Source organism: Flintibacter muris, from assembly GCF_943192995.1.
In the GTDB taxonomy this organism is placed as follows: Bacteria; Bacillota; Clostridia; order Oscillospirales; family Oscillospiraceae; genus Lawsonibacter; species Lawsonibacter muris.
In genome coordinates this window covers 47,435-61,022 of sequence record NZ_CALPCP010000008.1, presented here as the reverse complement: position 1 = coordinate 61,022, position 13,588 = coordinate 47,435, and the positions used below count along the sequence as shown (strand labels likewise).

15 protein-coding genes are annotated in these 13,588 nt (G+C 58.9%); 5 read left to right on the top strand and 10 right to left on the bottom strand.

Features of this window, described 5'->3' with window-relative positions; genetic code table 11:
- Window positions 1-45 precede the first annotated feature (45 nt).
- From NFS22_RS08895 to NFS22_RS08885, 3 genes are read right to left on the bottom strand one after another with little or no spacing between them, the layout of a single operon-like run.
- The gene (locus tag NFS22_RS08895) at window positions 46-630 is read right to left on the bottom strand and encodes a PilZ domain-containing protein (RefSeq protein ID WP_251317372.1); all 585 of its coding nucleotides are present in this window, start codon (window positions 628-630) and stop codon (window positions 46-48) included.
- Between the two features lie 15 nt (window positions 631-645).
- On the bottom strand, window positions 646-978 hold the full coding sequence (locus tag NFS22_RS08890; RefSeq protein WP_251317371.1) for an EscU/YscU/HrcU family type III secretion system export apparatus switch protein: 333 nt from the start codon (window positions 976-978) through the stop codon (window positions 646-648).
- Window positions 965-2,401: a hypothetical protein gene (locus tag NFS22_RS08885; protein WP_251317370.1), complete on the bottom strand. Its 1,437-nt coding sequence runs from the start codon at window positions 2,399-2,401 to the stop codon at window positions 965-967. The genes NFS22_RS08890 and NFS22_RS08885 overlap by 14 nt, the downstream gene beginning before the upstream one ends.
- A gap of 255 nt (window positions 2,402-2,656) precedes the next feature.
- Between NFS22_RS08885 and NFS22_RS08880 the strand changes: the two genes are divergently transcribed.
- The 4 genes from NFS22_RS08880 to NFS22_RS08865 are packed head-to-tail and all read left to right on the top strand — an operon-like array spanning window position 2,657 to window position 7,269.
- Complete coding sequence (locus NFS22_RS08880) at window positions 2,657-4,738, top strand: chemotaxis protein CheA (protein WP_251317369.1); 2,082 nt, start codon at window positions 2,657-2,659, stop codon at window positions 4,736-4,738.
- 30 nt (window positions 4,739-4,768) lie between these two features.
- Window positions 4,769-5,254: a chemotaxis protein CheW gene (locus tag NFS22_RS08875; protein WP_251317368.1), complete on the top strand. Its 486-nt coding sequence runs from the start codon at window positions 4,769-4,771 to the stop codon at window positions 5,252-5,254.
- A 38-nt stretch (window positions 5,255-5,292) separates the two neighbouring features.
- Complete coding sequence (locus NFS22_RS08870; protein WP_338147953.1) at window positions 5,293-6,099, top strand: CheR family methyltransferase; 807 nt, start codon at window positions 5,293-5,295, stop codon at window positions 6,097-6,099.
- A 57-nt stretch (window positions 6,100-6,156) separates the two neighbouring features.
- Window positions 6,157-7,269, top strand: a complete 1,113-nt coding sequence (locus NFS22_RS08865; RefSeq protein ID WP_251317367.1) for a protein-glutamate methylesterase/protein-glutamine glutaminase — start codon at window positions 6,157-6,159, stop codon at window positions 7,267-7,269.
- A gap of 39 nt (window positions 7,270-7,308) precedes the next feature.
- Here the strand turns inward: NFS22_RS08865 and NFS22_RS08860 are convergent, their stop codons facing one another.
- The 4 genes from NFS22_RS08860 to NFS22_RS08845 form a co-directional block, all read right to left on the bottom strand.
- Complete coding sequence (locus tag NFS22_RS08860; RefSeq protein ID WP_251317366.1) at window positions 7,309-7,659, bottom strand: Asp23/Gls24 family envelope stress response protein; 351 nt, start codon at window positions 7,657-7,659, stop codon at window positions 7,309-7,311.
- Between the two features lie 140 nt (window positions 7,660-7,799).
- Window positions 7,800-8,420: a TatD family nuclease-associated radical SAM protein gene (locus tag NFS22_RS08855; RefSeq protein ID WP_338147952.1), complete on the bottom strand. Its 621-nt coding sequence runs from the start codon at window positions 8,418-8,420 to the stop codon at window positions 7,800-7,802.
- A gap of 66 nt (window positions 8,421-8,486) precedes the next feature.
- Window positions 8,487-8,969, bottom strand: coding sequence for a GyrI-like domain-containing protein (locus NFS22_RS08850; RefSeq protein ID WP_251317364.1), 483 nt, complete (start codon window positions 8,967-8,969; stop codon window positions 8,487-8,489).
- Window positions 8,970-9,060: 91 nt separating this feature from the next.
- Entirely contained in the window at window positions 9,061-9,828 is a 768-nt protein-coding gene (locus tag NFS22_RS08845; protein WP_251317363.1) for a TatD family hydrolase, read from the bottom strand.
- Window positions 9,829-9,932: 104 nt separating this feature from the next.
- Between NFS22_RS08845 and NFS22_RS08840 the strand changes: the two genes are divergently transcribed.
- Window positions 9,933-10,136, top strand: a complete 204-nt coding sequence (locus NFS22_RS08840) for a DUF6199 family natural product biosynthesis protein (protein ID WP_251317362.1) — start codon at window positions 9,933-9,935, stop codon at window positions 10,134-10,136.
- 37 nt (window positions 10,137-10,173) lie between these two features.
- Here NFS22_RS08840 and NFS22_RS08835 read toward each other — a convergent pair whose 3' ends face one another.
- From NFS22_RS08835 to NFS22_RS08825, 3 genes are all read right to left on the bottom strand, one after another.
- On the bottom strand, window positions 10,174-11,397 hold the full coding sequence (locus NFS22_RS08835; protein ID WP_251317361.1) for an aspartate kinase: 1,224 nt from the start codon (window positions 11,395-11,397) through the stop codon (window positions 10,174-10,176).
- Window positions 11,398-11,589: 192 nt separating this feature from the next.
- Window positions 11,590-12,801: a homoserine dehydrogenase gene (locus NFS22_RS08830; RefSeq protein ID WP_251317360.1), complete on the bottom strand. Its 1,212-nt coding sequence runs from the start codon at window positions 12,799-12,801 to the stop codon at window positions 11,590-11,592.
- 189 nt (window positions 12,802-12,990) lie between these two features.
- Window positions 12,991-13,431: an ACT domain-containing protein gene (locus NFS22_RS08825; protein WP_251317358.1), complete on the bottom strand. Its 441-nt coding sequence runs from the start codon at window positions 13,429-13,431 to the stop codon at window positions 12,991-12,993.
- Window positions 13,432-13,588 lie beyond the last annotated feature (157 nt).

The window sequence follows — 13,588 nt, the reverse complement described above, 5'->3', positions numbered from 1 at the left end:
AACGGGAAAACAGAGGCGGCCCCAGGGGGCCGGGATTTTATTTGGTCAATCGGCGCTGTCAATCTGGATGCTGAACACCGCCTTGCGGATCAGGGTTTCCTCATCCTGGATCAGATCCACAAATTTAGAGGCGTACAGGGGCTCAGACGAGGTCTCGTCCTCCAGCTCCCGGAGAATCTGGGTTTTGACCACCAGCGGGGAATCGGTCACAGGCAGGACCATCTCCACAATCTCCCGTTCATCCAGGGGGAGGCTGGACCAGAAGGCGATACCGCCGCAGCTCAGGTCCTTGGCCCTGAGGGGGCGCTGGCCCTTCCACCGCCCGGTGACAGGGTACATAACGCTGGAAAAGTCGGTGACAATACGCAGGTTTTCCCGGGCGTTGGGGCCCAGGGCAGCGGTGGGCTGGATGACCATCTTGTCATCCCGCTGCCGGATGATTACGCCCACCTGGTTGGGGGTACTGTCGTCCATGCCGATCATCTGGATCTCCCGGTGGGCGGCTACCGCCTCCTCCTTGCCGCCCAGGATGCGGATCTGCAGCACCTCTGAGTTGGGGGGCGACTCCAGCACCGCGTTGGCCAGCGGGACACCCTGGCTGTCCAGGATCAAATACAGCCGGTCTGCCATTTAAAACGCTCCTTTCTATTCCGCAGAGGCCTGGGCCGTCTGCTCTGCCAGGGCCTGGCGCTCACGCCGGGCCTTGTCCGGGTCGTTAGGGTCAAAATTCAAAAAATAGACATAAATCTCAACAATGGCCTGATACAGCGCGTCCGGGATCTCCTGCCCCAGGGCCAGCTGGGACAGCATGGTGGCCAGAGAGTTGTCCTCATAGACGGGTACGCCGCTCTCGGTGGCCACCTCTACCATGCGCTCGGCCAGAAAGCCCATTCCGGAGGCCACCACCACCGGGGCGCCCTCCCCCTCGTACTTCAGGGCCACAGCCCGGTTGGTGGCCCGGTTATCATATCGTGACATTGACGCTGTTTCCCCCCTCAAAGATTTTCGGGAATACCCCGGAGATAGTCAGCGGCCGGCTCATCTGCTGAACCTGGACCGTTTCTGCCTTTAAGCCGTTATCGGTGATGATGCGGTGCAGCTCCCCCTGGACCAGCTGGGAGAAGGGGGCCACCTTTTCCGGACAGAACACCTGAACATCCACCCGCTCCCCCTGACAGGTGAGCACCATGTCAAAGAAGCCCAGGCTCTGGATATCGATTTTGAACAGGAAGCGCAGCACGTTTTCCCGTTCTCCCCGGCCCCGTTTCAGGTTCTCCTCCGCGTCCGGGTCCACCCACATCTCGGAAAAGACCATCTTTCCGTCCCACTCCAGCGGGAGGAGGATGTGGTTCAGGGGCATGTGGACGCTCTCGTTCACCAAAAAGGCGGATACGATATTGCGGAAGGCCTCCTGCACCTCGGCCCCCGCGCCGCTCTGGAGGGCGGACTGGGCGGCCTTGGCCAGCTGGGCGGCAAATTGATCGCCGTTGGCGGCCTTGGCAAAGCTGGTGTTCTGCAGCAGCCTGAGCAGCGCATCATCTGACAGGCTCCCCAGCTTTTCCCGCAGCCCCGGGCTGCTCATCAGCTGGTGGAAGGCCTGGAGCAGGCTGTCCTCACTGCCGTTTTCGTAGCGGGACACGTCCAGAGCCAGCATGGAGATCAGCGTGCGGGACAGGCCCATGTCGTTGGTCTTGCTGGTGTAGCCGGCCAGAAAGGTGAGAATCTTGCTTTGGAGCAGCTTAAGCGCCCCCTGCCGGTCTCCGGCGTTCATCTTCTCCTCCAGCTCAGACACCATGGGCAGCAGCTGGCTGCCCCAGCTGGCAGGGATGGCCCGGGTCAGCTTGGTCAGCGTGCGCAGCAGGTTGCCCTGGATATGGCTGGTGGAGGAGTAGTCGCTGTACTTCTTTAAAAATTGCAGGATATTGCCCCGCACCGCCTCGGAGTTGCCTGAGGCGAAGGCCTCCCGCAGGATGTTGAACAGCGCCCCGCCAAAGCGGGTTCCGTTGGCCAGCTGGGCGTTTAAAAATTTGTTCAGCGCCCCTTCGTCCATTTTCAGCATGTTGAGCAGGGCGCCCATCTCGGCGGCCAGCCCCTCCTCAATGCCGGAGGACACCACCGTGCCCTGGAACATGGCAAACAGGGTGGTCAGGCTCTCCCGCAGGTCCGGCGTGCCGGCCAGGCGCTGGAGGAAGGCGGCAAAGTTGGAGTCGTACCGCAGAGCCTGGCTGCCGGAGGAATCGCCGGCCGTCTGCTGCTCTGTGCGGTTGTCCGAACGGACCACCCGGTTCAGGTCCGGGGCGTTCTGGATGCGGGTATCGCTGGGGGATACGGGCATATTTCGGTTTACGTTGCTGTTGTCATGGCCCGGTACCGGGTTAGTCACACCAAGCAGATCTGGCATCGGCGACACTCCATTTCACATTCAAGTTCAAGCGGGGCGGCCTCCCGCCCCGATAAAAACGGGCCGGGTCTGGTCAGGATTATTTTAAACCAGCTCCGGCCAAAAGTCTATCCCCAGTTTTTTTTCTGGAAAACTTAATTTTTTAATTGACACTGCCGATATATCGAGTATGATTAGATATGGGTGGGATTACTATGCCCGCAGGCCGGTTCCCCGCCCGCATCCAAAAACCAAATGAGAAAAGGTGGCGTTTTTATGGGCAGCGGCAACGACAGCATTCTGGATATGTATCTATATGAGACCAACACCCTGCTGGAACAGTTGGATGGCATCCTGCTGACGGCGGAAGAGGCGGATACATTCTCTGAGGACAGCGTCAACGAGATATTCCGTATCATGCACACAATCAAGGGTTCCTCCGCCATGATGGAGTTCAGCTCCCTGATGACGGTGGCGCACCGGATCGAAGACATGTTCTTTATCGTCCGGGAGAAGGGCATGGACGTGGTCCCGGAGGCGACCCGGCCAGACCTGTTTGACATGCTGTTCCAGGCTGTGGACTTTTTCCGCGGCGAGATCGAGAAGGTAGAAAACGACGAACCGCTCTCTCAATCTATCGACCACATTGTAAATAAAATTAATAGCCTGATTGATAAAATTCAGGGCAATCCCGCCCATGCCGAGGCTGAGGCGCCCGCCGCCGGGGAAAGCGCCGGGGGCGAGGCGGCCGCGGCGGATGTCAGCGCCGTCAACCCGGACTACCTCTTCGGCATCCACGTCTTCTTTGACGAGGGCAGCGGGATGGAGAACCTGCGCGCCTTTATGCTGACCAACAGCGTGAAGGACTACTGCGGCGACTTCATCACCTCTCCGGCCAATGTGGAGACCGACCCCTCCACCTCCGACATCATCGCGGACCAGGGCTTCCTGGTCTGGTTCCGCACCGCCGACGAGCGCAACAACGCCATCACCGCCGTGCAAAACGGAAGCTCTGTCCGGGAGTATCAGCCGGTGGACGCCGCCAAGCCCGCGCCCCCCGCCCCGGCGGAGGCCCCAACCGCCCCCGCCGCCGCTCCGGCCAAGGAGGCCCCCAAGGCTGACGCCTCCCCCGCTCCCGCGGCCAAGCCCGCCGCCGGCGGCCAGCAGCACGCCAAGGAGAGCCTGATCAGCGTGAACCTGTCCAAGCTGGACCAGCTGATGGCGGTGGTCAGCGAGATTGTCATCACCGAGTCTATGGTCACCTCCTCCCCCGACCTGAAGGGGCTGCGGCTGGACAACTTTACCAAGTCCGCCCGTGACCTGCGCAAGCTCACCGATGACTTGCAGGACGTGTCTATGTCCCTGCGCATGGTCCCTGTGTCCGGCACCTTCCAGAAGATGAACCGTATCGTCCGTGACATGAGCAAAAAGCTGGGCAAAAAGGCCAAGCTCACCCTTATTGGCGAGGACACCGAGGTGGATAAGACCATTGTAGACGCCATCAGCGACCCCATCATGCACATTGTGCGTAACTCCATGGACCACGGCCTGGAGGAACACGAGGCCGACCGCATCGCCGCCGGCAAGGACCCGGTGGGCGAGGTCATCCTCTCCGCCCGCCACACCGGCAGTGAGGTCATTATCGAGATCAAGGACGACGGCCAGGGGGTAGACACCCAGGCCGTGCTCAACAAGGCCATCCGCCAGGGCCTGGCAATCCCCGACCACGAGTACAGCCAGAAGGAGATTCTCAACTTCCTGATGATGCCCGGCTTCTCCACCAACACCGAGGTCACTGAGTACTCGGGCAGAGGCGTGGGCATGGACGTGGTGAAAAAGAACGTGGCCGACGTGGGCGGCACTGTCACCATCACCAGCGAGTGGGGCCAGGGCATGACCACCACCCTGAAAATTCCCCTGACCATGGCCATCATGGACGGCATGGAGGTCTCCGTGGGCGATTCCATCTTCACCATCCCCATCAACACCATCCAGTCCTCCCTCAAGGTCACCGCCGGGGATGTGATTCACGACCCCGCCCAGGGCGAAATGGTCAAGATCCGGGACAACTTCTACCCCATCATCCGGGCCAAGGACCTGTTTTGCATGGACCAGGGCTGTGACAACATTGAGGACGGCATCCTCATGTGGGTGGAGGCCGGTGAGCACTCCTACTGCCTGTTCGTCGATAAGCTGATGGGTGAACAGCAGATCGTCGTCAAGCCCATGCCCAACTACATCAACAACTTTGGCGTGAAGAACTACGGCATCAGCGGGTGCAGCATCCTGGGCGACGGCAGCATCAGCATTATCCTGGACGTGGTCAACGTCTACGCCGCCGCCCACAGCGCCTATTAACGGCGGCCGTATATGAAGGGAGAATAAACTATGGCACAAGTTGAAGAAATGATGTTTGCCACTGAGGCTCAGGTGGACGAGTACAACGACCAGATCCCTGAGATCGCCACCGAAAAATACCTGATTTTCTCCTCCGACAGCCTGATGTACGGCATTAAGGCTGAACTGGTCAAGGATATCATCACCGGCTACTCCATTACTTACCTGCCCCAGGTGCCCGGCTATGTCAAGGGCGTGATTAACCTGCGGGGCCAGATCATCCCCATTGTGGATATCCGCCTGCGCCTGGGCAAGATGCCCCAGGACAACTTCTGCAGCATTGTGGTGGAAGTTGAGGGCAACATGGTGGGCATTGTTGTGGACATGGTGGAACAGATGGTGGACATTCCCCTGGATGACATCCTGCCCGTCCCCACCAACAGCGGCGGCAGCCACGCCATGGTCTCCGGCATGTGTACCCTGCCCGACGGCAACACCATGCTGGAGCTGGACTGCGAGCAGCTGCTCCACGACTGACGCCGATTCCATCACATAATAAGGGAGGGAGCTCTGAGGTGATACAGACCATCTCGGATGAAGATTTCCGTAAACTGACAAACTTTATCAAGACTCAATACGGCATTACCCTGCAGGAGAAGCGGCAGCTGGTTACCAGCCGGCTGTCCTCCATGCTGACAGAACAGGGATATACCAGTTTTTCCCAGTTCGTCTCCCAGCTGCTGAAGGAAAAGGACCCCCAGAAGATGGAACAGGTGCTCAACCGCCTGACCACCAATTACACCTTCTTCATGCGCGAGACAGAGCACTTCGACTTTTTCACCAAGGTCATTATGCCTGAGCTGGTGCGCAAATACCAGCACAAAAAGTCTATCGCCATCTGGAGCGCCGGCTGCTCCAGCGGCGAGGAGCCTTACAACATCACCATGTGCATCAAGGAGTTTTTGGGAATGCAGGCCAGCCAGTGGGATACCCGCATTCTGGCCACCGATATCTCCCAAAAGGCTCTGGCCAAGGCCAAGCAGGGCATCTATGAGGTCCCCAACACCGTGCCCGAGACCTGGCGCAAAAAATATTTCAAGAAAATCGAGGGCAGCAGGTACGCTGTCACCCCTGATGTCCGCAATAATGTGATTTTCCAAACCTTTAACCTGATGGACCCCATTAAGTTCCGGACCAAGTTCGATGTGATCTTTTGCCGCAACGTGATGATCTACTTTGACCAGCCCACTAAGGACGCGCTGGTGCGCCGGTTCTACGACGCCACCAACCCCGGCGGCTACCTGATGATCAGCCATTCGGAGAACCTGAGCAAAGACGCCCCCTACGCGACCGTGGCTCCGTCCACCTTCCAGAAAAAGTGAGTTATCCCGGCCTCCGGGCCGGGATAAGCTTGAATCTCTGTCAAAGGAGAGATTGTCATGTGGCCAGCAAATAAAAAAATTCGCGTCCTGGTGGTAGACGATTCCGTCTTGGCCCGCACCATGATTTCAAACGGACTGAACGCCTCGCCCCGTATCGAGGTGGTGGCCACCAGCTTCAATGCCAAGGACGCCCGCGCCAAAATCGACCAGGTCAAGCCCGACGTAATGACCCTGGATGTGGAGATGCCCGGCATGAACGGCATCGACTTTTTGAAGCAGCTGCTGCCCGTTGTCCCCCTGCCTGTTATTCTGGTGTCCTCTTTGGACCTGCGGGTGTTCGATGCCCTTTCCGCCGGTGCGGTGGATTTTGTCCGCAAGCCTGAGCCGGGCAAAAATGAGGCCTTTATTCAGGCCCTCACCAACAAGGTAATTGCCGCCGCCGGGGCCAAGGTGCGCCCCAGAGCCGGAGGCCCTATGCTCACGCCTCCCCGGCCTGCCGCCGGCGGGGCGGCACCTCCAGGTGGATTTCGCATGCCTTCCACCGTGAGCAAGCCCGCCCTCCCCGCGCCCCCTCTGCTGGGCAACCGGCCCTCTATGGACGCCACCATCATTGCCCTGGGGGCCTCCACCGGCGGCACCGAGGCCACCCTGGAGGTTATGAAACGCCTGCCCGCCGATATCCCCCCCATGCTTATCGTCCAGCACATGCCCGTCGGCTTTACCCAGATGTACGCCGACCGGCTCAACCGCTTGTGCCACATGGAGGTGCGGGAGGCCAAGCATGGCGACGAGCTGCGCCGCGGCCTGGCCCTTCTGGCCCCGGCGGACTTTCAGATGCGCGTGGTCCGCTCCGGGACCAAGTACACCGTAAGCTGTACCACCGGAGAAAAGGTCAGCGGCCACCGGCCCTCGGTAGACGCCCTGTTCTTCTCCATGGCGGAGCAGGTCAGGTGCAAGATGGCCGGCATCATCATGACCGGCATGGGCCGGGACGGCGCCGACGGTTTATTGAAAATGCGTCAGGCCGGGGCCTATACCATAGGTCAGGACAAGGAATCCAGCGTGGTATACGGCATGCCCATGGTGGCCTACAATATCGGGGCCGTCCAGATCCAGGGCTCCTGCGAGGATATCGCCGGAATTCTGCTGAGACAGCTGCAAAGATGGTAAAAAACAGCGCCGGGAAGCTTTCCCGGCGCTGTTTTCTACTTACTGTTCCGGCTGAGGGAAGACGATTCCGCCCACGCTCACGTTGACGGCGGCCACCTCCAGGCCGGTCATAGACTCAATGGCGTTCTTTACCGCCTCCTGAACGGCCTTGCCCATCTCCGGGATGGTGTGGCCGTAGGTCATGAGGACGGACATGGCCACAACAACCTTTTCTTCCTCCAGCTTGATATGCACACCCTTGGCGGCGTTCTTTTTGCTCGGGTTGGTCAGACTGCTGACCCCCTCCACCTCCAGCGCGGCGGCGGCAGAGATGGCCGCCAGCACCTCCTCGGAGATGTGGATGTTGCCCAGCTCATCAGAGCGGGAGACGTAATCTTTGCTTTCGCCCATTATGATACCACTCCTGTTCCCAGTTTTCAAAACGGTTACCGTTATTTTACCACACTTTCCCCCGTTTGACAACTGCGGCGGGAAAAAACTTTGTCCCTCACCATGAGGATATGGCCCGGCGGGCCGGGATATGACCAAAATCAGGAATCAATAAAGCTGCGGACACGGAGCTTTACCCCCAGACCGGCGGCGATTTTCTTGCAGTTTTCAATCTCCTGTTCTGTTTTGTCCTTGTCCACAATGGTCATCACCACATTGGGGACGTAAGCGGCGGACTCCTTGGCAAAGTCCAGCATGGCCTGATAGGCCGCCTCCCCCTGAACGGGGTGACACAGGGCCGTGTAGTCGGCAGCGTTGTCGTTGTTCAGGGAGATGGACAGGGTGTCAATCCGCCCCTTCAGCTCAGGGCACACGTCCCTGCCGTTAATCAGGTTGGCGTGGCCGTTGGTGTTGATGCGCACCGGGGGCAGTTTGTCCCCGAATTTTTCCTTCAGCCGATCCACCAGCCACAGCAGGTCGTCCAGGCGGTAGGTGGGCTCGCCATAGCCGCAGAAGACAATCTCCCGGTAGGTGCACACGTCCCAGCTGAGGAAGCTGTCCAGCGCCTCCTCCCGGGTGGGCTCCCGCTCCAGCCACAGGGAGTCCTCCGTGTAAATGGACCCCTGGGCCTTCCCCTGGCGCAGGCAGAACTCACAGGCGCAGTTGCACTTGTTGGTCAGATTGACATACAGAGCGTCTTCATATTCATAGGTGATGGTCATCATGTCTCCTCCTTGTTTTGTCCCTTTATCTCTCCATTATAGAGACGCCGGTACAGCCTTAACTAATTACTGTGTAGTTTCAAGTACTTTCAGCTTTCTAATTGGAAAAAGCATATAGTTTTTTCCCGTCTGCGGAAAAGTAAAATCGTGGACCGCCCCCACCAATGGAATGGCTTTATCGTTCAGATATTTTATTGCCCTTGAAAATGTATCATCATCTTCACGTTCCACACAAATATATTCATAGCCAGGAACAGTCCATTTTGTCCAACCGCTAGGAGCTTCCGCACTATCATAACATTCCACTCCGGCAAGATAAAGTCCTTTGCTGAAGTCCTCCCAGGGGTTGAATGAATGTGAGAAGTCGGACATGGCCCCCCATATACCAATTATGTTTCCATTTGTGTCCTTTTTCGCTAAATGCTGAACTTCTTTAAAATGGGAATTTGCATCAGCCCATAATCTTTGAATAAAGCCATCTCCGTCTAAAGTAGACCCCACTTTTCCTATTACAACAAAAGACTCTTTTATACATTGTTTGACGATCATGTTTCCTCCTCGCAAACTACAGCTGTAGGGGCAGTATCAGCGCTTGCTATTATATGCTTTTTTGACAAGCAGACAAAACTTCGGTTTGCTTCTATATAATTTTAAAGAAACGCTTTCCGTTTTCCATTGTAATCTCCGCCGTCTCCTCGGGGGACAGTCCCTTCACCTGGGCGATAGTCTCCGCCACACGGTACACCTTGCCCGAGTCGTTGCGCTGGCCCCGGAAGGGCTCCGGGGTGAGGTAGGGTGAGTCGGTCTCCACCATGATCCGGTCCATGGGCAGCCAATCGATCACCTCCAGGGACTTCCGGGCGTTCTTGTAGGTGACCACCCCGGTAAAGGACAGCATCCAGCCCAGCTTGACTAGGGTTTTGGCGTCCTCCAGGCTGCCGGAGTAGCAGTGGTACACCCCGGTGACGTTGGGGTGGGCCTTCACCACCTCCAGGCAGTCCCGGTGGGCCTCCCGGTCGTGGACGATCACGGGCAGCCCCAGCTCCTCCGCCAGCTCCAGCTGGGCGTGGAACACCTTTTGCTGAAACTCCCTGGGCGGGTTATCCTTCCAGTAGTAGTCCAGACCGATCTCTCCAACGGCCTTCACCCTGGGGTGGGCGGCCAGAGCCCGGAGCTCTTCAATCCAGCTGTCCTCCCAGGACCCGCAGTCGGAGGGGTGGACCCCCACAGCGGCGTAAACAAAGGGGAACTGCTCCGCCAGCGATACCGCCGCGCGGGAGCTGTCCAGATCACAGCCCGGGTTCAAAATCAGCTCCACCCCCTTCTCCGGCATGGAGGCCAGCACCTCCAGCCGGTCGGCGTTAAAGGCCCCGGAATCATAATGGGCGTGGGTGTCGAATAAACGCATGGCACATACCTCCTGATACAACCGGCTTGACAGAAAAGCCGGAGGGCTGTTACAATATAGGCAGTATACTCCACCAGAGAAGAAAAATCAAGGGAGGCGGCATTATGTATCTGATTCTCAGCATCATTCTTATCTTTGCCGGCCTGGTTATGGCGTTCTCCCCAGAGTTCGTCTACGAGCTGCAAGAAGGTTTACGGAGCGACGCCGTCGGAACCCCCTCCAAATTCTTCATCGGCAGCACCCGGTTCGGCGGGGTGCTGTCCATTCTGGTGGGACTTGTGGGAGTTATCAGCTTCTTTGTCTTATAAATTACAGGCCGCCCCAAAAGGGCGGCCTGTTTACCATTTATGCGTTGCCGAACTCGCTGAAAAAGCGGTCGTGGATGGCCTGGACGGCCCGGTCGGCGTCCCGCTCATCCACCAGGACGGACACCTTGATCTCGCTGGTGGAGATCATGTTGATGTTGATACCGGCGGAGAACAGGGCCTCGAACATCTTGCAGGCCACGCCGGCGTTGTTGGCCATGCCCGCGCCCACGATAGATACCTTGGCCACCTGCTCGTTGACCTCCACCGACTTGCAGCCGATACTCTCCTTACTCTCCTCCATCAGCTCCTTGGCCGCCTGAGCATCCCCTCTGGCTATGGTAAAGCTGATATCCTTGCTTCCGTCTCTGCCGATAGATTGGAGGATAATATCCACGTTGATATTCTTCTTCGCCAGCAGCGAGAAGATTTTAAAGGCGATACCGGGGTGATCGGCCAGTCCGATCAGGGCGATGCGGGCCACATCCTTGTCCTTGGCCACGCCGCTGACATGCGTTTTTTCCATAGTCTTGACGACCTCCTTCACTTTCGTACCGGGCTTGCCGCTAAAGCTGGACAGCACCTCCAGATTGACGTTATACCGCTTGGCCATTTCCACCGAGCGGTTGTGGAGCACCTGGGCTCCCAGGCTGGCCAGCTCCAGCATCTCGTCATAGGTGATCTCCTCCAGCTTCCGGGCCCCTGTGACGCAGCGGGGGTCGGCGGTGTAGACGCCATCCACATCGGTGTAGATCTGGCACAGGTCGGCGTGGAGAGCGGTGGCCAGGGCCACAGCGGAGGTGTCGGACCCCCCACGGCCCAGTGTAGTGACGTCATCATACTTATTGATGCCCTGGAAACCAGCCACCAGTACGATCTTTTTCTTGTCCAGCTCCTTTTGGATGCGCTCTGTGCGCACCCGCTTGATGCGGGCAGCGGAGTAGGCCGAGTCAGTGAGCATACCCGCCTGCCAGCCGGTGAGCGAGATGGCCTGGTAGCCCATGCGTTCAATGGCCATGGCGCACAGGGCAATGGAGATCTGCTCGCCGGTGGCCAGCAGCATATCCATCTCCCGCCGGGAGGCGCCGGGATGAATCTCATGGGCCTTTGCGATCAGGTCGTCAGTGGTGTCCCCCTGGGCGGACAGGACCACCACCACGCTGTGGCCCTTGCGGTAGGTCTCGGTGACAATCCGGGCCACGTTGCGGATCTTGTCGGCGTCGGCCACCGAGCTTCCGCCGAATTTTTGTACAATCAGTGCCATGTATGGTATTCCCCCTAAAGGTTTGAGATAAAAATTCGCATCGTAGGGCGCGACGCCCCCGGCACGCCGCTTCGCGCAGGCGGACCACGCAGCAGTAATCGGGCATATCGGGCCGCTTCGCGCAAACGAGCCGCGCAGCAGCATCTGGGCACAGCGGGCCGCCGGGATCGCCGGCCCCTACATTCTATTCTCTCAGACCAGCACCCGGAACCGGGAGCTCACATCCACTCCGGCCAGCTTCTCCAGAATCTCCGGCTCGGTCATAGGCGCGGTGAGGAAGGCGGTCTCACCGGCGGGAGCGCCGCTGCGGGCCAGCAGCTGGACGTCACCGCAGCGTTCCCTGGCCTCGCCAGCGGACAGCTGGGCCCGGACATACCAGGGGGAAGCCAGGCCAACGGCGGACACTACCAAATCGGACGCGCCCTCCTCCCAGCCGTTGTGCCGGTCCTTTTTCAGGTCCTTGGCGATATCGATCACGTCGGCCACCACGGCGGAGGCGGTGGGCAGCTTGCCCGCTCCCCGGCCATAGAACATCACATCGCCAATGGCGTTGCCGGTGACGGCGATGGCGTTGAACACGTCCTCCACTCCGGACAGGGGATTCTCTCTGGAAACCAGGTGGGGGGCAACAAAGGCGCACACCCTGCCCTCAGGCTGGCGGATCGCCCGGCCCAGCAGCTTGATCTTATACCCCACCGAGTCGGCGTAGGCCACGTCCTCCAGGGTGACCCCCCGGATGCCTTCGGTGGTCACCTGATCCGGGTAGACATGCCGTCCGAAAGCCAGGGCGGCCAGGATGCAGATCTTGCGGCAGGCGTCGTGGCCGTCCACGTCGGCAGTGGGGTCCTTCTCGGCGTAGCCGTTGGCCTGGGCCTCGGCCAGGGCCTGGTCGAAGGTGAGGCCCGCCTTAATCATCCGGGTGAGAATATAGTTGGTGGTGCCGTTGAGGATGCCGGTGACCTGCTCCAGCTCGTTGGCGGCCAGGCAGGAGGTGAGGGGGCGCAGGATGGGGATGCCCCCGCCCACGCTGGCCTCAAAGAGGTAGCTGCACCCGTGCTCCTTCGCCAGCTGGAGCAGCTCATAGCCGTGGGTGGCCACCAGCTCCTTGTTGGAGGTAACCACGCTCTTGCCCGCTTTCAGGGCCCGGGTGGTAAATTCCCGGGCGATTGTGGCCCCGCCAATGGTCTCCACCACAATGTCCACCTGGGGGTCGTTCTCAATTACGGCGAAGTCCTTCACGAACAGCTCCTTATAGGGGCTGTTCGGAAAATCCCGCACGTCCACAATGTATTTCAGCCGCACCAGATCATCTACCCGGTGGTCAATAAGCCCGCCGTTGGTGGTGAGCACCTCTGCCACTCCGGAGCCCACAGTGCCAAATCCCAAAATCGCTACGTTTACCATTGCTTTTTCTCCTTATCCTAAAATGTTGTTCGTTCCCGCTTCACAAGGCCCCCTTCGCAAAGGGGGCTGGCATCCGCGAAGCGGATGACTGGGGGTTTCCCCCTAAAATACAGCACACTGCTGAAGGAAAACCCTCCACCACCGGCTTAGCCGGCGGTCCCCCTCCCTTTGCGAAGGGTGGCTATTATGCTACCCCGCCAGAATCTCGCATTTAATGACCCCGGGGCCGGCTGACAGGTTGGCCAGCACCTCCTCCAGGGAGTTCTGGAGGGCGGAGGTCTCCGCTGTCATGGTAACCACGGCGCAACCGTTTACCGGGATGTTCTGGTTGATGGTGAGGATGTTCACTCCGGTGTCCGCCAGCACATTCAGCGCCCCGGACAGAGCGCCCGGCTCATCCTTCAGCATCACCTGAAAGGTGACAATGCGGCCATGGAGCATGTCGTTAAAGGGCCGCACCGCATCCTTATATTTATAAAAAGCACTGCGGCTGATCTCCACCGCCTGGGCGGCGGCGTTGACGGTCTTCTCCTCCCCCGTCTCCAGCAGCCGTTTGGCCTCGGCCACCTTCCGGAATATCTCCGGCATGGCCCGGGCCTCCACAATAAAATACTTTGCCGGCTCGCTCATAGTCTCCTCCCGTCCGCATCCGAACACTGTCCGTGTTGCGCGGTCATTTGTTTTTAAGCCGTGGTCTATTGTATCATATCCCGCCTCTGGCCGCAACACAAAAAGCATCGTCTTAATTGTGGAACTTTCCCTGAATAAAACAGGCTGTTTTTGTCAT